Below are 20,995 nucleotides of genomic sequence, written 5' to 3'. Positions count from 1 at the left end.
TTGTAGATCCCTCTTGGATCGCGAGCTCGAAGTCCCCGCTCATCCCCATCGAGAGCTCCGCAAGCGGCAGCTCGAAGTCGCGGGACATCTCGTCACGTATTTCGCGAAGAGAGGAGAAGGCCCTGCGGACGGCGGATTCGTCATCGGTGAGGGGTCCTATGGTCATAAGCCCGTCGAGCTTCAAGCCGGGGCAGTCCTCCACGACGAACTCAACCAGCTCCCGGGCCCGCGACGGATCAACCCCGTGCTTGCTCTCCTCGCCGGAGGTGTTGACCTCGACCAGCACGGGCAGGACGAGCTCTTTCTCCATCGCCACCCTGGAGAGGGTTCCTGCAAGCCTGGTCGAGTCCACCGAGTCGACCGTCGAGGCAAACTCGATCGCCTTGCGGACCTTGTTCCTCTGCAGATGCCCTATGAATCGCCACACGACGTCCCCTCCGCTCCACAGGCGCCTCTTCTCCTCGAGCTCCTGGGCCCTGTTCTCGCCTATCTCCTTTACGCCGCAGAGGACCACCTCCGCGATCTCGTCCACGGTTCGGGTCTTCGCGACGACAACGAGGCGAACCTCCCCGGCCGCCCTTCCGCTTCGGATCGCCGCGTTTTCCATCGCCTCCCCGATGCGTTCCAGGTTGTCCTTGATACAGCTCACCATAGTCGAATTTTCCCTTCTTTCGCTCCGTCCGCGTCGAGGACCACGAGATTGCCCGGTCGCAGTCCCTTCTGGACGAAAAACCGCCGCCCCTCGACGGGCAGACCGATGATCTCCCTGAAGCCGGCAACGTTTCCCTCGACCAGCAGCACCCCGAGCCTTCCCTCCCGGTACAGCACCGCCGACTCGGGCAGCACCACGCCTTGGCTCTCTCCTGATTCGAGCAGCAGCTTTATCCCTCTTGAGAGGACGCTCTCCACCGGGAAAAAGGGGAGAGTCAGGTAGAGTTTGGCCCTCGCTCCGAAATAGGTTACGGCCCTTACGTTCGCCTTGGCGGCCCATCCGTGCCTGTCCTTTTTCACTCGAACAAACCCGGCCGCGATGTCCTTCTCCAGCGACGGTGAGAGGTCCGTGTACAGCACACATCTGAGCTCCTGCGGCTGGGGGATCATCTTCCCTATGGGCATGCCGCGCCTGACTATCACGCCGGCGGAATAGTCCAAGAGATCGGGAGGCTCGGGCAGCGGGGCCATGCCCGGCCAAAGGGCCGCGTAGCGCCACTCCCCCTCGGCGCCGTCAAGGCCCGGAACGAAGTAGCCAACCGTGTCTGCCCTCACCGCCGTCCTGCCCGAGGGGCCCTCGACCATGGCGATCGTCTCTCCGCGTGCCACCCTGTGCGGGCGAGGCGCTGCGAAGGAGACAGTTCCATCACCGGGCGAGATCACCAGCGACTCCTCCCACACGAGGGCGCCCTTGACGGGAAACCTCTCCTTGTGCACGTAGGGCACGGCTGTCACGAGGTCGGGGGCCTCCAACGCGCTTTGCTCCCACCACATGGTGTACAGCGATACCGCCAGTGCCGTCACCGCCAGGATCGTGCCGAAATACAAAAGCCTTTTAAATAGATATTTCGCCATGCTCCGCCTGTATGCCCGGACGGGCCCCGAGTGCGATCCCAGGGCCTGAAGCCCCGCTATTCCCGAGGCTCTTCAGAGGCGCTTTTAAGATCCACTATCAGCTCCAGTATCAGCTCTCTCTGCGCCAGCTCTTTTACACTCCACGCGACCTGGATTCCCTTTCTCCTGTTTCTCTCCACCAGTTCGGCTATGTCCTTCAAAATCTCACCCGTAGGGCCTCCCGCAACTGCGGGCGACCCCCGGGAGGTCTTCGGCACCGAGGGCTCGACCGTCCTCCGCTCCTTCGCGGAGATGATACGCCCCTCCTTGACCCTGCGCTCGAGCTCGTTGGCGGGCAGCTCCTCCTCGACGGCCACGAGGGCCATCGATACCTGCTCCTCCCGCGACAGCCCGATCAGGGCTCGCGCCTGGCGCTCGCCCAGCTTGCCCTGCATCACGAGCGTCTGGACCGGCGCCTCCAGCTTCAGCAGCCTCAGCTTGTTCGACACGGCGGACTGGGATAGCCCCAGCCGGGCGGCCAGCTCCGTCTGGCTCCACTTCGTATCCTCGAGGATGGACTGCAGCGCCTCCGCCTCCTCGATCGCGGACAGATCGCTTCGGTGAATATTCTCTATGAGGGCCGTCACCCTCATGTCCCTCGTCTCCGTCTCCGCGATCACCGCAGGTATGGAGTCAAGACCGGCCATCGACGCGGCCCTGAGCCTTCGCTCCCCGACGACAAGCTCGTACTCGGATTCCGAGGGCCTGACCACCACCGGTTGAATGACACCGACGGCCGCTATCGACGCGGCTAGCTCCTCCAGCTCCGCCTCCTCGAAGTACTGCCTGGGCTGCGCGGGGTTGGGCTTTATACTGTCGATCGGCACCTCAAGCAAACGTCTCTTGGACGCGACTCCCGGGCGGGACTCGTTCATGTCGTTCATCGCCTAGCCACCTTAAAAGTAGTGATAATCCGCATGCTCTCGTCGTTCATTCTAACGGTATCCCGTTCTTCCTTCAAGCGCGCTTCGGCCTAAATGCGTCGGTCCTGGTTCACGAAGCGAGTGTACTCCTTGAAGAAGAGCAACGATACCTCGCCTGTCGGGCCGTTTCTGTTCTTGCTGAGGCTGACAAAGGCCCGGATGTCCTCATCCTCCCCGGGCACCGTGGCATCGTAGTAGCCCGGCCGGTAGAGGAGCATCACCGTGTCCGCGTCCTGCTCGATGGCACCGCTGTCTCGAAGGTCCGAAAGCTGGGGTCTCTTCTCCGTCCTCTGCTCCACGGCCCGCGAGAGCTGCGACAGAGCGATCACAGGGGTGTTAAGCTCGCGCGCCACTCCCTTGAGAGTCCTTGAGATCTCCGCGACCTCCTGCTGCTTGTTCTCTATCTTCCTTGACGAGTTCATCAGCTGAAGGTAGTCCACAAGTATGAGCCCCAAGTTTTCGTACCTGGACTTGAAGCGTCTGCACCTGGCGCGGAACTCCAGAGTCGACAGCATGGAGCTGTCGTCGATGTATATGGGAGACTCGGCCAGCCTGCCCGCCGCGTCCGCGAGGGCCTCCCACGATGAGCGGGGAAAGGACCCTATCCTCAGGTCGTGGATGTTTATCCTGGCCTCCGCGCCGAGCATCCTCTGGACCAGTTGCTCAGCCCCCATCTCGAGGCTGAAGATCAGCACAGGACGCCCTGCGCCCTGACCCCCGAACTGGGCTATGTTGACGGCGAGGGCCGTCTTTCCCATCGAAGGGCGGGCGGCGACGATGTTTAGGCTGCCGGGCTGAAACCCGCCGGTGAGGCGGTCAAGATCAAGGAAGCCGGAGTTGAAGCCGGTCACGTCCTGGTCGGACCTGTTGTACTGATCCTCGATCTGCTGGAATGTATGCCCGAGCACCTCTCCCACATGGCGGAAGTTCATCGTGTTGCGCTTTTGCGCTATCTCGAAGACTGCTCGTTCCGCCTCCTCGAGGGCCTCGTCCACGTCCATCTCCGTGCTGTAGCCGAGCTTCACTATGCTGTTGCCCGCGCTTATGAGCTTTCGGAAGATCGACTTGTCGCGCACTATTCCGGCGTGGTACTCGACGTTGGCGGTCGTGGGAACGCTGTCTATCAGCGACCCGACGAAGGCCTGGCCACCGAGCCGATCCGCCTTGCCGAGGCTCGACGCCTCCTGCAGAAAGGTCAGGGGGTCTACCGGCTTGTCCCCCTGGGACATCCGATGGACGATCTCGAAGGCCGTCCTGTGAGCGGCGTCGTAGAAGTCCTCCGGCTGGAGGATCTCGACCACTATGTTCAGGGCCTCCTTGTCCATCAGGCAGGCCCCTAGAGCCGCCCGCTCGGCCTCCAGGGAGACCGGGGGCATCCTGTCCCACGAGGCCGTAGTCATCTACTCGCCTTCAACGATAAGAGTCAGCTCCACCTCGACGCCCGGGTACAGGCGCGCCGAGAATGGGTAGGAGCCCTCCTGCTTCACGATTTCCGGCATGCGGAGGTGCTTTTTGTCGATCTTGACGGAAAGCTGCGAGGCGATGCTCTCAGATACGACCGCCGCGGTGACGCTTCCAAACAGCCTTCCCTTCTCGCCGATGCTGGCTTTCACTCGGATCGCCTTGCCCGAGAGGCGTTTTTTAAGCTCTATCGCCTCGTTCTCAAGGCGAGACTCCCTCTTTTCCCTGGCGGCCTCCTGATCCTTCCATTTCCTCATTCGCTCCGGCGTGGCCTCCTCGGCCAGGGAGCGCGGAAAGAGGTAGTTGCGGGCATAGCCGGCGGAGACCTCGACTAGGTCCCCGGACGAACCCAGCTTGTTCACATCCTGCTTCAAAATGACTTTCATAACGCATCACTCCTGTAAAAGCGGCTCCTGAGATCCAGCCACATGTCTCCGATACCGAGTATCACCGCTATGTTGGAGAGTATCGGGATCATAACGGTCAATATTATAACAATCGTTCGAAGAAAGCGCCCGAAGCCCCCGGACGTCTTTCTCTTCAGAAAAAACCATATGAGAGAGAGCCCCTGGAAGAGGAACAGGAAGTTGACCAGGAGGCGCAGGTTCACCCCGGCCTTCAGGGCGAATCCCCAGTCTTTTCCCATGGATCCCAGCATGGTGAGCAGTATCGAGACCACGAAGGCGCTGAACACGCTTTTCGGGAAGCGCCACTCGGTAAATGAAGGCAGCTCCGGAAGGGGATTCCCTCCGGCCCTTTTAAGGACAAAGGAGCTGATCACATAGCTCAGGTAGCAGTCCAACGCCGCGGCCATGGAGAGGATCGCCGGGAAGATTACCGGCAGCAGGCGTATAGTCTCCGTGAACTGTTCCTTCACAGCGGTGAGAGACTCCCTGCTCATCCCGGTAGTCTCATAAAAGAGGAATATCTTGTCGACCATCTCCTGCATCTCCGCTCCGTCGAGCTGGAAGGGGTTGATCCCGGTGAGCTTCCCCGCGACGACCATCAGGAGCAGCTTGCTCCCGAGCGAGACGAGGATGCCGTACATGAGGACCTCCACGCCCCTGTCGAACTTTCTGGCCAGAAAGCCGAGCCCTACCCCCAGCACCCCGAAGCCCAGCAGAAAGAAGAGAGAGGAGACGGGCCCCAGGAAGGCCGCCGCCAGTAGAGTAGCTACCGCGAGGCCCAGAGTGGCCTTCTTCATATCGTGCCTGAGCCCGAGTACGACGAGCGGGGCCGGCGCCAGCAGCGAGAAGGCCGCGCCGATTATCGGCAGGAAGTGCGCCGCCATGAACAGAACCACGGCCAAACCGGCCAGAAGGGCCGATTCCACCAGGCTTCTAGTGGAAGTCATAACTCCCTCCTCCTTTCAATTCGCACGGGTCCGTTATAACAGCACAGGGGGAGAAGCATGGCTCCTCCCCCCGTGGAAAAATTACCGACAGGACCCTACTCCAGGGTGAAAGGAAGGAGGGCCATATGACGCGCCCGCTTTATAGCCTCCGTAAGCTGGCGCTGATGCTTCGCGCAGTTACCGGTCACACGACGAGGCATGATCTTGCCGCGCTCGCTGACGTACTTGCGAAGCTTTTCAACATCCTTGTAATCCACGTGCTCAATCTTGTCGACGCAGAAGAAGCACACCTTCGGGCGCCTTCTCCCGCCTCTTCGAGGCCCTCTGGGACCGGCGGGGGGTCTGCCCTCTCCTCTTGTCTCGCTCACAACCATAGTGCGTTGCCCTCCTTAAGAAACCTCAGAAGGGGATGTTTACATCCTCTTCATCTTCCTCTTCCTCGTCTTGAACGGATGAAATATCCATGGGGAAGTCGTCGTCCTGGCCGCTGAAGCGGCGATCTCTCCTGACGCTTCCGCCGAAGCCCTCGTCCTCGAAGCCGCCGGGCGAGTCGTCCCGCTTCCTGGGTCCGCCCAAAAAGACGACGTCAGACGCTATCACCTCGGTCACGTACCTCTTTCCGGAGCCGTCCTTCGCCTCGTAGCTGCGCACCTGAAGTCTGCCCTCCACGAGGGCCTGGTTCCCCTTTTTCAGGTAGCGCTCGCAGTTCTCGGCCATCGGTCCCCAGACGACCACGGGGATGAAATCAACGCTCTCCTGCAACTCGCCGTTTCTGTCCTTCCAGGCCCGGTTGACCGCCACCGCGAAGTTGGCGACGGCCTGTTTGCTTGCAGTGTAGCGCACCTCCGGGTCCCTGGCGAGGTTGCCCACTATCACGACCTTGTTGTAACCCCTAGCCATGCCGTCCCCTCCTACTTCTCGTCCAGACGGATGACCATCTGGCGATAGACATTCGGACGCAGACCCAGGACACGATTCAACTCACCAAGCTGATCGGGGCTCAGCTTGAACGTGAACAGAGCATAAAAGCCCTCGGTCTTCTTGTCGATGGGGTAGGCCAGTCTCTTCCTCCCCCATGCGTCGGTCTTGACGATCTCTCCCTCGAGACCGGTTAGGACCTCCTCGATCTTCTCGATCTCCTCTTTGTGATCCTCCAGCTCGGCGCTCATAAGCACCAACATCTCGTACGGCCGCAAATATACACACCTCCTCCCCACGGTCTATGGCCCCTCCGCGGAGGGGCAGGGAAAACAGCCGGAGGCGATTATACATTACAGTCGTTCTTATGGCAAGGACTCCGGCGCCCTCTCGATCTTGAAGACCAGCTCTCCGGGGAAGGAGAGGTTGTACTTCTCCCTGGCCAGGTGGGCCAGCCCCTCCGATGTGCCGAAGAAGGCGATCTTCTCCTGCAGCTCCTGGACCGTTCGGCTCATCGATACCAGCACCGCCATCCTCTCGTCCACCAGGGCGGTCAGCCGGTTGATCTTCTTCATCTCTACGTAGTAGGACGTGCCCATTATCGCCGCGAAGAGCCCGAGGAGGGCCGCGAGAAAAATCCAGCGCAGCCGCAGCATCTTTCTACATCCTCTCCGGCGCCGACACCCCGAGAAGCGACAGGGCGGAGGCAAGCACCGTGCCTGACGCGCGCACCAGCAGGATGCGGCTCTTCATCACAGGATCCTCCGAGCCCAGGATTCTGCAGGCGTTGTAGAAGGAGTGAAAATCGCCCGCCAGGTCCAGGGCGTAGGTGACCAGCACGTGAGGCGCCAGCTCGCGCGAGGCCTTCTCGACCTCCTTCGGATAGGCGGCGAGCCTGGCCATCAGGCGTTTCTCCTCGTCGAGCGAGAAGGCGTCCATGTCGAGCTCCTCCACTCCGGGGAGAGGAATCCCGCGGGACTCTGCCTCGCGTATCACGCTGCATATCCGGGCGTGAGCGTACTGCACGTAGTAGACGGGGTTCTCGTTGGAGGACTGCTTGGCCAGCTCCAGGTCGAAGTCCAGGTGCGAGTCGCTGCGCCTCATGACGAAGAAGAAGCGGGTGGCGTCCACGCCGACCTCGTCCATGACGTCCCTGAGTGTGACGAACTGGCCGGACCTGGTCGACATGCCGACCTGTTCCCCCCCGCGCAGCAGGTTGACAAACTGGATTAGGAGCACCTGCAGGTCCTCCGGTGGCCTCCCCAGCGCCTCGACGCCCGCCTTCATCCTGGGCACGTAGCCGTGGTGATCGGCCCCCCACACGTCAATGACCTTGTCGAAGCCCCGGTCGAACTTCTCCTTGTGATAGGCGATGTCGGAGGCGAAGTAGGTGGGGACTCCGCTGCTCCTTATCAGCACCCTGTCCTTCTCGTCCTCCGAATCGCTGGATTTGAACCAGAGCGCCCCGTCCTTCTCGAAGGCGAAGCCCCTCTCCTTCAGCCTGTTCATGGCCTGAGGGACCAAGTCACGCTCGTAAAGGCTGTTCTCGGAGAACCAGACGTCGAACTCGACCCCGAAATCAGAGAGGTCCGACCTGATAGTGTCCAGTATCGATTCGGCTGCGAATGACTTGAAGAAGGGCAGGCTGTCTGAAGCCGGCAGGGAGGCGTATCGGTTCCCCTCCCTCTCCATGACCGCACGGGCTATGTCGTATATGTAGTCCCCCCGGTAGCCGTCCTCCGGGAAGGGCGCCGACTCGGGCGAGCCGGACAGCTCGAAGTAACGCGACTGGACCGAGGCGCCCAGGAGGTCCATCTGGAGCCCCGCGTCGTTGATATAGTACTCCCTCTCCGCCGTCCAGCCGGTGAAGGAGAGTATTGACGAGATGATATCGCCCACGGCGGCCCCCCTGCCGTGTCCGATGTGCAGGGGGCCCGTCGGGTTCGCGCTGACGAACTCTATCTGCACCCTCCTGCCCTCTCCGAGGTTTGACGAGCCGTAATTCTCCTTCTCATCGAATATCTCCAGCAGGGCGTCCTCCATCCACTTGGACGAGAGGAAAAAGTTTATGAAGCCGGGCGCGGCTGTCTCCACCCTGTCGAGATAACCCCCGAGGGGTATGAGCCCGGCCAGCCTGTCGGCGAGGCTCATAGGCCTCTCTCCGAAGAGTTTGCAGAGCTTCATGGCACAGTTCGTCGACCAGTCACCCTGCCCGTCCCTCTTGGGTCTCTCGAAGGCTACCTCGGGAATGGCGGCCTCGGAGAGGCCCTTTTCGGAGGCCACCACCCGAAGCGCGTCCTCGACGATCGTCTTTAAGACCAAAGTCACATCAGCCATAGAGTCACCACCCGCAATTTCGTCTACTGCCCGGCGAGGCGCAGGGGCAGGTTCTTTTCGCCCCAGGCCAGCCAGCGTTGAACCGCCTCGCCCAGGCTTCTGCCCGCCGCTTCGTTGAGCGTCTCGGTCTTGAGGACTATCTTGCTGCCGGCGTTGAACAGCCCTCTCTTCTTGTTATAGAAAACGGACTCCTCGTAAGTCACCCTTTCCATCACCCTTTCAACCTTGACCGGGGCCATCACCACCTGCGAGCGGGAAGGGAGCTTCAGGCTCAAGGACTGCTCCACGACGAAGGGGAAGTCCAGTCGGTAATCCTCAGACCACCTGCCCAGCTCCTCGAGCCAGGAGGGGGCCGATCCCGGGAACATGAACAAAAGAGCCCCTCCGCTTACGATGCTGTTTCTCAGCCGGACGGGCATGGAGAGCTGGTGACCGTACTTGATCGGCTTGGAGGCGACCGCCGCAACGTCCGCCTCGACCGGAAGCCCCCAGAACAGCTCCTCGGCCGCTCGTCTGATGGTCTCCGTGCTCGGGCCGTCCCCCGGAAACATAAAGGCGCTCCAGCCGTTGCGGGCAAGTATGTCGACATACCCGGAGGCCTCGCCGTCGGCGTCGAGCTCGAGGTGCCATTCTATCGAAAGTCTGTGCTCCGACGCCGAGCTTCCGCTCACCACCCGGCCGTTCAGCCGGTTGCCCGAGGCCGTATAGATGTGTTTGCCCCACAGGGAGGGAGGCGTCTCGTTGCGGCTGTACCCCTGTCCCAGGTCGAGAAAGAAGGGGGAGGTCCCCTCCAGGTTGAGCTCGAGCACGGGACGGAGGATCGATCCGATCGTCACCGGGGTCTCGTCGTCGAGGGGGTGAGCCGTGAGCCAGTGCACGGTGCTCTGCCAGCCCGCCTTGCGAAGCCAGCTGTTCAGGATCAGGACCTTCTCCCAGTCCGACCATGGCCCCTCCTCCGGAATGATCGGCCTCACGACGGAAGAGAGGGCGCTTCCGTGCAGGGAGGGGGCGGAGTTCACCCACGAGATCAGCGAACTCCCGGTCTTCAGCCTGTTCTTCTGCGGGACCAGGTGCGCGATCGAGGGGTGGGGAGAGGGTGCGAGGCTGCTCTCGAGGGACATAAGCATTCTTGCCAGAGGCTCGGTCCCCTTCCTCGTCGAGAAGGCAAGGTAGGACCTGGCGTCGCCCCTGAGCGTCCTGCTCGTCCACGGCAGGTTGTTGACCAGGTGCCAGGAGTAGCGCTCCTTCGCGCCGACGCTCTCCCTCACGAGGTCTCCGGCGCCTCTCGCAGAGATCGCAAGCTCGCTCCCCGGGGGGACGTCGACCGTGACCAGCAGCTCCCAGACCGGCAGGGAGTCGTTCACCCACACCAGGTCGTCCACCGAGAGGCGTTTCTTGAAGACCTCCCTGTAGGAGAGAAGCACCAGGTATTCATCCTGGATATCCGGAAAATGGACCTCGGCGACCTTCACCCCGTCCATGTCCGCGAGACGGGGCAGCACGGGGGCGAGCATTCTCCCCGTCCCCGGGTCGTAGATCGCGGCCTCCAGTATCTCGGCTCCCTCTCCATCCTCTCCCGAGGGCAGCGACCACCTGGTCCAGGACTCGTCGATCCCACGCCTGGCCAGTATCACGTAGAGAGAGTCCCGTCTCATGGCCCCGTCCGCGGCCAGGGAATATTTCACGTCGCGAAGCCATATGACACCGTCCTCCCCCGGATAGTCCGAGAAGGAGGGACACTCCTGTATCATGCGCGATATGTTGACCGAGGCCGAGGCATCCGCGCGACACGTGCCGGACAGAATCAGCATTGATATCGCCGCAAGGAGGACGACATCGGACAAGGTTTTTCTGATCGATTTCATCACCTGTCTCCTTTCTTCGAGGAGCTGGAACTATGCGTTCCTGCCGCAGCAGTGCTTGTATTTCTTTCCGCTTCCGCAGGGACATGGTTCGTTTCTGCCCGTTTTCTTTCCCCTTCTTACGGGCTGCTGAGCCCCGTCTCCCGCATGCAAAGAGGAGGGCGGCTGCCGGGCGGGCCCGACGGGAAGGATGAACTCCCTGCCCTCGCTTCCCCGGTCGCGAGGACCGGAGCCTCCCCTGTCACTGACGGCCCGGACGCGGAAGACCTGCTCCGCGATCGACTCGCGGACCCTCTCCATCATGGACTGAAAGAGGCTGTAAGACTCGAACTGGTACTCCAGGAGGGGGTCCTTCTGCCCGATAGCCCTCAGGCCGATCCCCCGGCGAAGCTCGTCCATGGCCAGCAGGTGATCCTTCCAACCGCCGTCCAGGGTGTGAAGCACGAGGAATCGAAGCAGAAAGACGCTTTCCTCCGATCCCAGCTCGTCCATGCGCTTGATAAAGCGCTCCCTGACATCGTCTATCAGCAAGTCCCGCCGCTCATGCATGTCGCGGACGTCGTCCACTCCCTCGAGCCATTTCTCGGGGCCTCCGCCCGTTACCTGCCTTACACGGGCGATCGCTCGGCCCGGGTCCGCCTCTCCGTCCTCCGGGTAGTACTTCTCCAGTACGTCGTCGATCACTCCCTCGACGATCTCCAGCACGTGCTCCCTTATCCCCTCGTCGCGAAGTATCTGCTGCCTCTCCGCGTAGACCGCCTCCCTCTGGCGGTTCATCACGTTGTCGTAGGCGAGAAGCTGTTTGCGTATGTCGAAGTGAAGCTGCTCCACCTTCTTCTGGGCGTTGGCTATGGCCTTGGTGAGCAGGTTGTGCTCGATTGACTCGCCCTCCTCCATGCCCAGCTTCTCCATCAGCCCCTGGATTCTCTCGGAGCCGAACAGGCGCAGAAGATCGTCCTCCAGCGCCAGGTAGAACCTGCTGGAGCCCGGGTCCCCTTGGCGGCCCGACCGCCCTCGGAGCTGATTGTCAATCCTTCGCGACTCGTGCCTCTCCGTCCCGATTATGCGGAGACCCCCCAGGGATTTTACCCTCTCTCTCTCCAGGCGACACTGCTCGCGATATTGCTCCAGCAGCTCGGCGTGATCCTCCTCGCCGATCGCCTCGTCGCCGTTCCTGCGCCTCCACTCCTCCCTGGCAAGGAAGTCCGGGTTGCCTCCCAGCAGGATGTCAGTGCCCCTTCCCGCCATGTTGGTGGCGACTGTGACCGCCCCCAAGTGTCCCGCCTGGGCGACTATCTGGGCCTCTCGCTCGTGGTGCTTGGCGTTCAACACCTGGTGCGGGATCTTTCGCGCCTTCAGCAGCTTGCTGAGCCTTTCGGAGCTCTCTATCGAGGTCGTGCCGACCAGGACAGGGATCCCCTCGCCGTTCGCCTCCTCTATCTCGTCGGCCACTGCGGAAAACTTCTCCGTCACGGTCCGGTAGATCACGTCCGGGTTGTCCTCGCGGATCATCTCCTCGTTGGTCGGGACGACCACCACCTCGAGGCCGTAGATCTCCTTGAACTCCTCGGCCTCGGTCGCGGCGGTGCCCGTCATTCCGGCGAGCTTCCTGTACATCCTGAAGTAGTTCTGCAGCGTTATGGTGGCCAGCGTCTGGCTCTCGCGCCCGACCTTGACCCCCTCCTTGGCCTCTATGGCCTGGTGAAGCCCGTCCGAGTAGCGCCTGCCGACCATCAGCCTTCCCGTGAACTCGTCGACTATGATGATCTCGCCGTCCTTGACGACATAGTGGACATCGCGTTGGAATAGAATCCTGCCCTTAAGGGCTTGGACGATCCGGTGGGCGAGGTCCGAGTGGGCCGCGTCGGAGAAGAGATCCGGCATCTTCAGGAGCTCCTCGCACCTGGCGATGCCCGCCTCCGTCATGGCCACGTTGCGCTCCTTCTCGTCCTTCTCGAAGTCTCGCCCCTCTTTCAATTGACGCGCCACACGGTCGGAGACTTTGTACATATCGACATTGTCGTCCGACGGTCCGGAGATTATCAGAGGCGTCCTCGCCTCGTCTATCAGGATCGAGTCCACTTCGTCGACTATGCAGTATACGTGCCCCCTCTGGACAAGGTGCGACTCCGACACGGCCATATTGTCGCGCAGGTAGTCAAAGCCGAACTCGCTGTTGGTCCCGTAGGTGATGTCCGCCCTGTAGGCGGCCAGTCGCTCCTCCGGATCCATGTAGGCGTAGATGACCCCGACGGTGAGGCCCAGGAAGGAGTAGATGGGCCCCATCCACTCGGCGTCCCTCTTTGCCAGGTAGTCGTTTACCGTCACTATGTGCGTTCCCTCTCCCGAGAGGGCGTTAAGCACGACGGACAGGGTGGCGACCAGCGTCTTTCCCTCTCCGGTCTTCATCTCTGTTATCTTGCCCTCGTGCAGGGCCATTCCGCCCATGAGCTGGACGTCGAAGTGACGGAGTCCGATGGTGCGTCGCGACACCTCCCTCACGGCGGCGAAGACCTCTGGAAGCAGGTCGTCCTTGCTCTCGCCCCTCTGCAGCCGTTCCTTGAAGGAAGCGCCCTTCTGTCGCAGATCTTCGTCGGAGAGGGCCGAGAAGGAGGGCTCGAGGGAGTTTATCTCCTCGACGACCTCGCTGTATCGCTTGAGAGCTCTCTCGTTGGGATCCAGACCCAGGGCTTTCTTTATTGAACCAAGCATATCGTCACCTCAACACAAAAATCGGCCGTGCAGATGCCTCGCACGGCGCTGAACGCAAATCCATTATATGCCCGAAGGGTGCCGCCAGTCAAAAGACGGCGGCATCCTCGCAACTCGCGGTCGGCCCGGCGAAGAGCCCGGAGAGCTATTCCGTGAACAGGTTCTTGGCGCTGTAGAGATAGTCCATCCCCGACCAGACGGTCAAAAACATCGCCACCCACATCAGGTGAATGCCGAAGGGAAGGGAGAAGATCAGCATCGAAATCGCCACTATCTGAAGCACAGTCTTCACCTTCCCCATGTTGGAGGCGGCGATCACGATCCCCTCGGCTGCAGCGACCATCCGCACCCCCGTCACTATCATCTCCCTTGAGAGGATGACCACGGCTATCCAGGCGGGGATCCTGTGCAGCTCGACCAGCGCTATCAGGGCGGCCATGACGAGTATCTTGTCCGCCAGCGGATCGATGAACTTGCCGAGATTGGTCACCATGCCCTTCTTGCGGGCGATGTAGCCGTCCGCCGTGTCCGTGAGGGCGGCCAGTATGAACACTGCGCCCGCGACGACATCTCCGAACGTCACGCGTATTCCGAGTTCTTCGACCCTGTAGACAGGGTAGGTGAACTTGAACGTCAGGAATATCAGGACAAGAGGCGCCAGAAAGACCCTGAGGAGACTAAGCGTATTCGGAATGTTCCACACCTTATTCCCCACGAGAATGTTCCCCCTTGTTTAGAAAAACCCCGAACTGCGTTCGGCATACCGACGGAGGCCCTGCTAACCGCCCAGGTAGGCCTCCTTCACACGCGGATCCTTGAGCAGATCCTCCCCCTTGCCCTCGAGGACGATTCGCCCCACCTCCAGGATGTAGGCGTAGGAGGCTATCTTCAGGGCGGCGAAGGCGTTCTGCTCTACCAAGAGGACCGTCTTGCCGATCGAGTTGATCTCCCTGATTATGTCGAAAACCTCCTTGACCAGGATCGGGGCGAGCCCCAAGGAGGGCTCGTCCAGCATGACGAGCTTCGGTTCGCACATCAGCGCCCGGCCAACGGCGAGCATCTGCTGCTCCCCGCCGGACAGGGTCCCTCCCTTCTGCCAGGAGCGCTCCTTCAGGCGCGGAAAGAGAGAGTAGACCCTGTCTATGTCCCTCTCTATCCCCTCTTTATCGTCGCGAGTGAAGGCACCAAGCTGGAGGTTCTCCTCCACCGTAAGGTGGGGCAGTATCCGTCGCCCCTCGGGGCTCATCGCGACACCGAGCTTGACCATGTCCTCCGGGGGCTTGCCGGCCAAATTCACCTGCTCCGCCCCCTTGGACGGAGTGTAGAGGATCCTCCCCTTTAGGTTCCTGATGAGCCCGGATATCGCCCGTATCGTGCTGCTCTTCCCAGCGCCGTTCGCACCGATCAGAGTCACTATGCTCCCCTCGGGGATATGAATGTCTATGCCCTTGACGGCGTGGATCGCGCCGTAGTAAACGTTCAGGTCTTCAACTCTCAGCATATTTCACGTACTCCTCCCCAAGGTAGGCGACTATCACCTTCTGGTTCGACTGGATGGCCTCGGGATTCCCCTCGGCGATCATCAATCCGTAGTCGAGCACCCAGATGTACTCGCACACGCCCATAACGACCCTCATGTCGTGCTCGATCAGCAAGATCGTCAGGTCGAAGCGCTTCCGCACGTCCTTTATGAAGGCCATCAGCTCCTGGGATTCCTGCGGGTTCATCCCCGCCGCCGGCTCGTCCAGGAGGAGGAACTTGGGATCCGTGGCCAGGGCCCTGGCTATCTCCAGCCTTCGCTGGGCGCCGTAGGGAAGCGATCCAGACCTCTCGTCCGCGTAGTCGGCCAGTCCGACGGATCCCAACAGATCCATGGACTTCTCCCTGATGGCTTTCTCCTCCTCCCTGAAGGAGGGAAGCCCGAGGGGCGCGGACCACCACTTCGACTTTCGGCGCACGTGGCAGCCTATCATGACGTTCTCCAGCACCGTCTCGTTGTAGAAGAGGCGGATGTTCTGGAATGTCCTCGATATTCCGGCGCGGCAGATCATGTGCGGATGCATTCCGGTTATATCATCCCCGTCGAACAGGACTCTCCCCCGCGTCGGCCGGTAGAAGCCGGTGACCATGTTGAACACGGTCGTCTTGCCCGCTCCGTTGGGGCCTATCATGCCCACGATCGAGTCCCTCGGGACCTCCAGCGAGAGATCGCTCACAGCGGCGAGACCGCCGAACCGCATGGTGAGATCGTCGAGTTTCAGAATCGGCGCAGCCGTCATCTCGTCTCCCCTCCCTTGTCGTCCTGTCTCCGGGCGCTCTTTCCGCGCGAGAAGAGCATGTCCCACGACAGCTCCCTCATCCCCATGATGCCCTCGCGCCTGAAGAGTATTATCAGGATCAGAGCAAGGGAGAAGATCACCATTCTCATGCCGGGGACTCCGGGTATCACGAGGCTTCCGATCTTCATCGGGCTCTCGACGATACGCAGCCACTCGAGCAACGTCGTGATGACCACGCTGCCGATTATGCTGCCGGAGATAGAGCCGAGGCCACCGGTGACGGTGATCATCAGTATGTTGAACGTGAGAACAAAGCGGAACATCATCGGGTCGATCGTGGTGATCAGGCTGCCCAGCAGCGCGCCGCCCACGCCCGCGAAAAAGGCGCCGATGGTGAAGGAGAGCACCCTGTAGAAGAAGGTGTTTATCCCCATGTTCTTCGCGGCTATCTCGTCGTCCCGTATCGCCTTGAGGACGTTGCCGAAGTTGCTGTTGATCAGTCTCACTATGAACAGGGTCGTCAGCAGGAGCCAGCCGTAATTCCACCAGAGATTGGCGTGCGAGGGGATTCCCTTGATCCCGAGGGCGCCGTTGGTGATGAAGTTCAGGTTGGTCAGAACGACCCTTATGATCTCCGAGAAGCCCAGCGTCGCAATCCCGAGGTAGTCTCCCCCGAGACGCAACACCGGTATGGCGATGAGCAGCGCGAAAAAGGCCGCCACCAGTCCCCCGGCCAGGACCGCGACGAAGAAGGGCGCGTTCATGACCGACAGGGGCCAGATGAGGGGCTCGATTATCCACATCATCTGCTTCTGTGCGGCGGGCAGGATGAGGATGGCGCAGGTGTATCCGCCCAGCGCCATGAAGCCCGCGTGGCCGAGCGAGAACATCCCCGTGAAGCCGTATATCAGGTTCAGGCTTAGGGCCAGGATGGCGTTGACCGCGATAAGGTTGAGAACCTGGATCTTGTACCCGTCGAAACTGGTGTGCGCCCAGTGGAGGAAAGCTGCGAACCCCGCTATGACAAGGACGTTCAGAGTCAAGTTGCGAGCTCTCGTGTTCATATCTTGTCCTCCAGTTTCTCTCCCATCAGCCCGGTTGGCTTAAAGAGGAGGATGATGATGAGAAGCACGAATGCGAATGCATCGCGATATCCGGAGAGCTGGGGGAAGAAGGCGACTGCCATTATCTCGATAATGCCGAGGATCAAGCCGCCAATCACAGCGCCGTGGATGGATCCTATTCCTCCGAAGACAGCCGCTATAAAGGCCTTGAGCCCCGGTACCAGCCCCATGAAGGGCTGTATCTGCGGGTAGCGCAGCGCCCACATGATGCCGGAGGCCGCCGCGAGCGCCGAGCCGAGGCCGAAGGTGAAGGCGATTATCTTGTTAACGGAGACGCCCATGAGCCTGGTGGTCTCGATGTCCTTGGATATGGCCCTCATCGCCAGGCCCGGCTTGGTCCTGTAGACTATCCAGAGCAGCCCAATGACCAGGGCAAGGGTCACGACCGGGACAATGATGGCAAGAGGAACCAGCCTGATCTCGCCGATTATGATAACCTCGACCAGCCAGTCGGGCCTATAAACAGGCCTGGGTATGCCACCGAAGACCACGATGGCCAAGTTCTGGATCAGAAAGGAGACGCCTATCGCGCTGATCAGCGCTGATATCCTCGGCGCGGCCCTCAGCGGCTTGTAGGCAACCTTGTCGACGAAAATTCCGCATAGCGACGAGGCCGCTATTGCGCCGATGACAGCGATGCCCCAGGGCAGTTTAAACAGGCTGATTCCGAAGAAGACGAAGTAGGCCCCCAGCATGAAGATCTCTCCGTGGGCGAAGTTGATGAGGCGTAGAATTCCGTAGACCATCGTGTATCCGATGGCGATGAGACCGTAAAGAGAGCCGAGCGTGACGGCGTTGAAGAGGTGCTGAACAAACATGCTACCGCTCATAAAAGATCCCCCTTGATCACGAAGAAAATGGAGGGAGGAGGCTGGAACCTCCGCCCTCCTTTTGTTGGCGCATTAGTTATTTCCGCCCGCAAGGGCGGAAATAAGCCGGAGATCCTCCCTAGAGAACAGGCTCAACGATATCAATGAACAGCTTCTTGCCGCCCTTGATCTGGACCACTCCCACCGGGCCCTCGGCGTCGTGGGTCTCGTTGATCGTCTTGGATCCTGTAACTCCGGGGAAGTCCTTCGTCGCCGCGAGGGCGTCCCTGATGGCATCCGGCTCGGCACTGCCGGCCTGCTCTATGGCGTTGACCACCAGCATGTAGGAGTCGTAGCCCAGAGCCGCGTTGACGTTGGGCTCCTTGTCCGGATGCAGCTTCGACCAGTTCTCGGTGAAGGTCCTGGCGATCTCGCTCATGTCCTCCATCGAGGGGTCGTACGAGAAGGTGGTGTGGATGAAGCCCTCGACGGCCTCTCCGCCTATGCTGACTATCTCGGGGTTGTCCATGGCGTCTCCGCCCATGATCTGGAACTCAGCCCCCAGCTCCCTGGCCTGCTTCATGATGATGGCGCCCTCCGCGAAGTCGGCGGGGATGTACAGAAGGTCGGGCTCCTTGCTGATGATCTCGGTGAGCTGGGCGGTGAAGTCCTGGTCGCCGGAGTTGTACATGAGCTCGGAGACCACCTCGCCGTCCAGCTTCAAGAAGGACTGCTTGAAGAAGTTCGCGAGGCCCACGCAGTAGTCGTTGGCCACGTCGATGAGGATGGCGGCCTTCTTGATGCCGAGTTTGTTGCGAGCGTAGGTGGCTGCCGCCGCGCCCTGGAACGGGTCGATGAAGCACGCTCTGAAGACGTACTCCTTGCCCATGGTCACGAGCGGGCTCGTGCAGGAGGTGCCCATCATCGGGATCTTGGCCGCCTCGGCCACCTCTCCGCCCGCTATGGCGTGGGACGAACCATAGGAGCCAATGACCGCGACGACGTTGTCATGCTCTATAAGGCGCTTGACCGCGTTCGCGGACTCGACCTTGTCCGTCTTGTTGTCCACCACGAACAGCTCCACGGGCCTTCCGAGAACCTCGGGGACCTCCTTGTGAGCCATCTCCACTCCCTCGAGCTCCAGCTGGCCTCCGAAGGCCACTCTTCCCGTCAGCGGAAGAAAGACGCCGATCTTGATCGGCTCGGCGGCCACCGCCGCTCCGGCCACGACAAAAACCAACAGCGCAGCGAGAAGTACATTACGAAGCTTCATACAGTTCCCTCCTCAGAATGTGGAATATGCTACAAGTCGGATTATACACAAGAACGCCGGTTTCTGGAAGGGCATTTTTCCCTTTTCAGCGCCGTTGCCTGTTCGACAAAATTTCGACGGCACGGCCGCGGCGTGTCACTCCTCGTCGTTCTCCGCTCCTTCCCTGGAGTCCTTCTCGCTGATCAGGCGGGCTATCTCGTGCTGAAAGGTCTCTAGGTCGGTGAACTCCCTGTATACGGAGGCGAAGCGGACGTAGGCCACCTTGTTCATCCTCTTCAGGCCGTCCATCACCTTCTGCCCGATAAGATCGACCGGTACCTCGCCGTATCCGTCCGCGTTCAGTTCGGTCTCGATCCCGGAGGCCAGCTCCTCGATCTGCTCCAGCGGCACAGGCAGCTTCTCGCAGGCCTTCACAAGCCCCCTGATTATCTTGTCCCTGTCGAAGGCCTCCCTGGTACCGTCCTTCTTAATCACCCGCAGATGCCTTCTGTACTCTGTCTTCTCGTAAGTGGTGAACCTGGTTCCGCAGTCCGGGCACACTCTCCTGCGCCTGACGACCCTGCCCTCGTCCGCGGTCCTTGTCTCAAGCACCCTGGTCTCCAGAGCACTGCAAACCGGGCATCTCACACGACCACCTCCAAAAATGAAAAAACCGGGTCTCCCCGGCTTTTTTCTAGAAAGAACGCCCATCGAGCCTTGTCCCTGCCCGCCTTCGGCGACAGGGGTCGAAACATGGGCTCCTCTATCTTCTCCTGCCCTTCCCCCGTCTCTTCCTGGCGGCCTCGGCCCTCTTTGTCTTCTTGGCTTCGCTGGGTTTCTCGTAGTGCTCCCTCTTGCGAACCTCTCGAAGGGTTCCCACCTTGGACACTTCCCTCTTGAATCGCCTCAGCGCATCGTCAAGGGATTCATTTTCTCTTCGAACGACAGTCGTCACAAACATTCCCCCCTTTCTTTGCCACCTGCATCTAACCTGGTGGCCAGCGGAAAAACCTTCCCGCCAACAGGTGAATATGAAGGTGGGGAATCGTCTGTCCCGCCTTTGCGCCGCAGTTCACCACAAGCCTGTAACCCTCTTTGTCGAGACCGAGGTTATCGGCTGTTTTCACAGCGCAATCCAGGACTTCCGACCACACTTTGGGGTTTTGAACCTCGGAAGCACATACAATATGCTCCTTGGGAATCACCAGCAGGTGCACTGGCGCTTGAGGAGCAATATCGCGTATCACGAACACGGAATCATCTTCGTATACAAACTCCGTCTCTCTTTCCCCCGAGGCCATCTCGCAGAAAATGCATTTCTCTCTCAAAACCCTCACCTCGCAACGCGTCAGTATTCTATACCAAATTCTGCGCCTGCACAATAGACCCCGCCCAAACTCTCACAGCGGGCGACTCGTGCTTTTCCGCCAGGAGCTTCACCCGGGCCGCGGCCCAGGCGGGGATCCTCCTCGCCCTGAGGAGCCGGAGAAGCGGGACCAGGACCACGTCCTCATCCCTCTTCAGAAGCCTTATGAGCGTCAGGTCGTCGGGAGGCTCCTTCCTCGGCCATTTCGGCAGAGCGGAGGCGAGCACCCTGTGAGACGAATGGGAAAGCATCCTCTCGTACACCAGGGCGCCTGCCGGGGAGCGGGACGCAAAGCGCATCAGCGCAAGCGCCGAGCACTCGGAAAGAAGCGGGATCTTCGCGCTCAGAGCAGACAACATCGCTTCCTTTTGAGCCTTCGAAAAGTTCAGCATGAACAGGCTCTCTATAACGTCATCGTCGGGCGGCCAGCGCTTGACCATCTCTACCAGGGCCGAGAGAACGGCCGCATCGATCGAGCTCTTGATAAGAGCCCCGATCGCCAGCATGCGCACGGCGGGATGAGCGCTCAGGAGGCGCACTGCTAGTGAAGCCGACTGTGGTGCGTCGGTGCTGCGAGCTGCCTTCTCCATGATCCTGGCAAAATATAGCTCGGCGTCCACCAGCGCCCTCTCCAGCATGAGATCGGACACCCGTTGCGAACGGTCGCCTGCCTTTTTCTCCCGACGAGAGGACCTGGACCTGCCGCGATCACGCGACGACTCCCTGGAATAGGGTGACGCTCCCCTGCGGGCGCCCTTCGCTTTGGCCTTTTTCTTCTTAAGCGACTCGGTCACCTGCGTGGGCGTGGCGGACTTGAGCCTGGCGTAGGCCGCAGCCACCGTCTCGAACTCCTTAGCCGACCCGGGACCCGCGACGTCCGGATGGCAGGAGAGGGCGAGCCTCCTGAAGGCCGAGCGAATCTCCTTCAGATGGGCTCCGGGCTGCACTCCCAGTATATCGAAGCACTCGAACAGCTCCAAGGTTACGCCCATG

The 20,995-nt window shown here is 60.8% G+C and carries 23 protein-coding genes; all 23 read right to left on the bottom strand.

All coding sequences use genetic code 11. The annotated features are described in order from the left end of the window. The coding region (locus tag GX181_10300) for a YggS family pyridoxal phosphate-dependent enzyme (protein ID NLM72330.1) at positions 1-652 on the bottom strand (652 nt) is incomplete at its 3' end. Continuing rightward, entirely contained in the window at positions 646-1,566 is a 921-nt protein-coding gene (locus GX181_10295) for a hypothetical protein (GenBank protein ID NLM72329.1), read from the bottom strand. The genes GX181_10300 and GX181_10295, both read right to left, overlap by 7 nt. A 56-nt stretch (positions 1,567-1,622) precedes the next feature. Continuing rightward, complete coding sequence (locus GX181_10290) at positions 1,623-2,489, bottom strand: ParB/RepB/Spo0J family partition protein (GenBank protein ID NLM72328.1); 867 nt, start codon at positions 2,487-2,489, stop codon at positions 1,623-1,625. Positions 2,490-2,578: 89 nt separating this feature from the next. Further along, positions 2,579-3,928: a replicative DNA helicase gene (gene dnaB, locus GX181_10285; protein ID NLM72327.1), complete on the bottom strand. Its 1,350-nt coding sequence runs from the start codon at positions 3,926-3,928 to the stop codon at positions 2,579-2,581. Further along, positions 3,929-4,375, bottom strand: a complete 447-nt coding sequence (locus GX181_10280; protein ID NLM72326.1) for a 50S ribosomal protein L9 — start codon at positions 4,373-4,375, stop codon at positions 3,929-3,931. Further along, positions 4,372-5,343: a DUF2232 domain-containing protein gene (locus GX181_10275; GenBank protein NLM72325.1), complete on the bottom strand. Its 972-nt coding sequence runs from the start codon at positions 5,341-5,343 to the stop codon at positions 4,372-4,374. Before GX181_10275 ends, GX181_10280 begins: the two co-directional genes overlap by 4 nt. 95 nt (positions 5,344-5,438) lie before the next feature. Next, entirely contained in the window at positions 5,439-5,717 is a 279-nt protein-coding gene (locus tag GX181_10270) for a 30S ribosomal protein S18 (protein NLM72324.1), read from the bottom strand. A 25-nt stretch (positions 5,718-5,742) separates the two neighbouring features. Then, positions 5,743-6,243: a single-stranded DNA-binding protein gene (ssb, locus tag GX181_10265; GenBank protein ID NLM72323.1), complete on the bottom strand. Its 501-nt coding sequence runs from the start codon at positions 6,241-6,243 to the stop codon at positions 5,743-5,745. 11 nt (positions 6,244-6,254) lie between these two features. After that, positions 6,255-6,539, bottom strand: coding sequence for a 30S ribosomal protein S6 (gene rpsF, locus GX181_10260; GenBank protein ID NLM72322.1), 285 nt, complete (start codon positions 6,537-6,539; stop codon positions 6,255-6,257). Between the two features lie 87 nt (positions 6,540-6,626). Next, positions 6,627-6,917, bottom strand: a complete 291-nt coding sequence (locus GX181_10255; protein ID NLM72321.1) for a septum formation initiator — start codon at positions 6,915-6,917, stop codon at positions 6,627-6,629. A 4-nt stretch (positions 6,918-6,921) separates the two neighbouring features. Further along, a complete protein-coding gene (locus GX181_10250; GenBank protein NLM72320.1) occupies positions 6,922-8,598 on the bottom strand; it encodes an arginine--tRNA ligase in 1,677 nt (558 codons plus the stop codon). Positions 8,599-8,621: 23 nt separating this feature from the next. Beyond that, the gene (locus GX181_10245; protein NLM72319.1) at positions 8,622-10,463 is read right to left on the bottom strand and encodes a hypothetical protein; all 1,842 of its coding nucleotides are present in this window, start codon (positions 10,461-10,463) and stop codon (positions 8,622-8,624) included. Positions 10,464-10,493: 30 nt separating this feature from the next. Continuing rightward, positions 10,494-13,172: a preprotein translocase subunit SecA gene (gene secA, locus GX181_10240; GenBank protein ID NLM72318.1), complete on the bottom strand. Its 2,679-nt coding sequence runs from the start codon at positions 13,170-13,172 to the stop codon at positions 10,494-10,496. Positions 13,173-13,317: 145 nt separating this feature from the next. Then, positions 13,318-13,875: a CDP-diacylglycerol--glycerol-3-phosphate 3-phosphatidyltransferase gene (gene pgsA / locus GX181_10235; protein NLM72317.1), complete on the bottom strand. Its 558-nt coding sequence runs from the start codon at positions 13,873-13,875 to the stop codon at positions 13,318-13,320. 75 nt (positions 13,876-13,950) lie between these two features. Next, positions 13,951-14,673, bottom strand: coding sequence for an ABC transporter ATP-binding protein (locus GX181_10230; protein NLM72316.1), 723 nt, complete (start codon positions 14,671-14,673; stop codon positions 13,951-13,953). Beyond that, the gene (locus GX181_10225) at positions 14,660-15,451 is read right to left on the bottom strand and encodes an ABC transporter ATP-binding protein (protein NLM72315.1); all 792 of its coding nucleotides are present in this window, start codon (positions 15,449-15,451) and stop codon (positions 14,660-14,662) included. The genes GX181_10230 and GX181_10225 overlap by 14 nt, the downstream gene beginning before the upstream one ends. After that, positions 15,448-16,515 carry a branched-chain amino acid ABC transporter permease gene (locus GX181_10220; protein NLM72314.1) on the bottom strand — a complete coding sequence of 356 codons (1,068 nt, stop codon included), beginning with the start codon at positions 16,513-16,515 and terminating at the stop codon, positions 15,448-15,450. Before GX181_10220 ends, GX181_10225 begins: the two co-directional genes overlap by 4 nt. Then, positions 16,512-17,405 (bottom strand): branched-chain amino acid ABC transporter permease, encoded by an 894-nt coding sequence (locus GX181_10215; GenBank protein ID NLM72313.1) that lies wholly within the window; start codon positions 17,403-17,405, stop codon positions 16,512-16,514. Before GX181_10215 ends, GX181_10220 begins: the two co-directional genes overlap by 4 nt. 118 nt (positions 17,406-17,523) lie before the next feature. Beyond that, positions 17,524-18,657 (bottom strand): ABC transporter substrate-binding protein, encoded by a 1,134-nt coding sequence (locus GX181_10210; GenBank protein NLM72312.1) that lies wholly within the window; start codon positions 18,655-18,657, stop codon positions 17,524-17,526. A gap of 135 nt (positions 18,658-18,792) precedes the next feature. Beyond that, positions 18,793-19,284 carry a transcriptional repressor NrdR gene (gene nrdR / locus GX181_10205; protein ID NLM72311.1) on the bottom strand — a complete coding sequence of 164 codons (492 nt, stop codon included), beginning with the start codon at positions 19,282-19,284 and terminating at the stop codon, positions 18,793-18,795. 115 nt (positions 19,285-19,399) lie between these two features. Continuing rightward, positions 19,400-19,591, bottom strand: a complete 192-nt coding sequence (locus GX181_10200; GenBank protein NLM72310.1) for a 30S ribosomal protein S21 — start codon at positions 19,589-19,591, stop codon at positions 19,400-19,402. A gap of 31 nt (positions 19,592-19,622) precedes the next feature. Then, positions 19,623-19,964, bottom strand: coding sequence for an HIT domain-containing protein (locus GX181_10195; protein NLM72309.1), 342 nt, complete (start codon positions 19,962-19,964; stop codon positions 19,623-19,625). 28 nt (positions 19,965-19,992) lie between these two features. Then, positions 19,993-20,994: a J domain-containing protein gene (locus GX181_10190; protein NLM72308.1), complete on the bottom strand. Its 1,002-nt coding sequence runs from the start codon at positions 20,992-20,994 to the stop codon at positions 19,993-19,995. Position 20,995: the final 1 nt, after the last annotated feature.

The organism is Synergistaceae bacterium, assembly GCA_012521675.1.
Lineage (GTDB): Bacteria > Synergistota > Synergistia > Synergistales > Aminobacteriaceae > JAAYLU01.
The sequence above is the reverse complement of the archived record's forward strand: the minus strand, read 5'-3'. Positions and strand labels throughout refer to the sequence as shown.

Bases quoted from the DNA above. Each gene is read 5' to 3' on its own strand.
- GX181_10295 (NLM72329.1), bottom strand. From the start codon at position 1,566: ATGGCGAAATATCTATTTAAAAGGCTTTTGTATTTCGGCACGATCCTG.
- GX181_10290 (NLM72328.1), bottom strand. From the start codon at position 2,489: ATGAACGACATGAACGAGTCCCGCCCGGGAGTCGCGTCCAAGAGACGT.
- dnaB (NLM72327.1), bottom strand. From the start codon at position 3,928: ATGACTACGGCCTCGTGGGACAGGATGCCCCCGGTCTCCCTGGAGGCC.
- GX181_10280 (NLM72326.1), bottom strand. From the start codon at position 4,375: ATGAAAGTCATTTTGAAGCAGGATGTGAACAAGCTGGGTTCGTCCGGG.
- GX181_10275 (NLM72325.1), bottom strand. From the start codon at position 5,343: ATGACTTCCACTAGAAGCCTGGTGGAATCGGCCCTTCTGGCCGGTTTG.
- GX181_10270 (NLM72324.1), bottom strand. From the start codon at position 5,717: ATGGTTGTGAGCGAGACAAGAGGAGAGGGCAGACCCCCCGCCGGTCCC.
- ssb (NLM72323.1), bottom strand. From the start codon at position 6,243: ATGGCTAGGGGTTACAACAAGGTCGTGATAGTGGGCAACCTCGCCAGG.
- GX181_10255 (NLM72321.1), bottom strand. From the start codon at position 6,917: ATGCTGCGGCTGCGCTGGATTTTTCTCGCGGCCCTCCTCGGGCTCTTC.
- GX181_10250 (NLM72320.1), bottom strand. From the start codon at position 8,598: ATGGCTGATGTGACTTTGGTCTTAAAGACGATCGTCGAGGACGCGCTT.
- GX181_10245 (NLM72319.1), bottom strand. From the start codon at position 10,463: ATGAAATCGATCAGAAAAACCTTGTCCGATGTCGTCCTCCTTGCGGCG.
- secA (NLM72318.1), bottom strand. From the start codon at position 13,172: ATGCTTGGTTCAATAAAGAAAGCCCTGGGTCTGGATCCCAACGAGAGA.
- GX181_10230 (NLM72316.1), bottom strand. From the start codon at position 14,673: ATGCTGAGAGTTGAAGACCTGAACGTTTACTACGGCGCGATCCACGCC.
- GX181_10225 (NLM72315.1), bottom strand. From the start codon at position 15,451: ATGACGGCTGCGCCGATTCTGAAACTCGACGATCTCACCATGCGGTTC.
- GX181_10220 (NLM72314.1), bottom strand. From the start codon at position 16,515: ATGAACACGAGAGCTCGCAACTTGACTCTGAACGTCCTTGTCATAGCG.
- GX181_10215 (NLM72313.1), bottom strand. From the start codon at position 17,405: ATGAGCGGTAGCATGTTTGTTCAGCACCTCTTCAACGCCGTCACGCTC.
- GX181_10210 (NLM72312.1), bottom strand. From the start codon at position 18,657: ATGAAGCTTCGTAATGTACTTCTCGCTGCGCTGTTGGTTTTTGTCGTG.
- GX181_10190 (NLM72308.1), bottom strand. From the start codon at position 20,994: ATGGGCGTAACCTTGGAGCTGTTCGAGTGCTTCGATATACTGGGAGTG.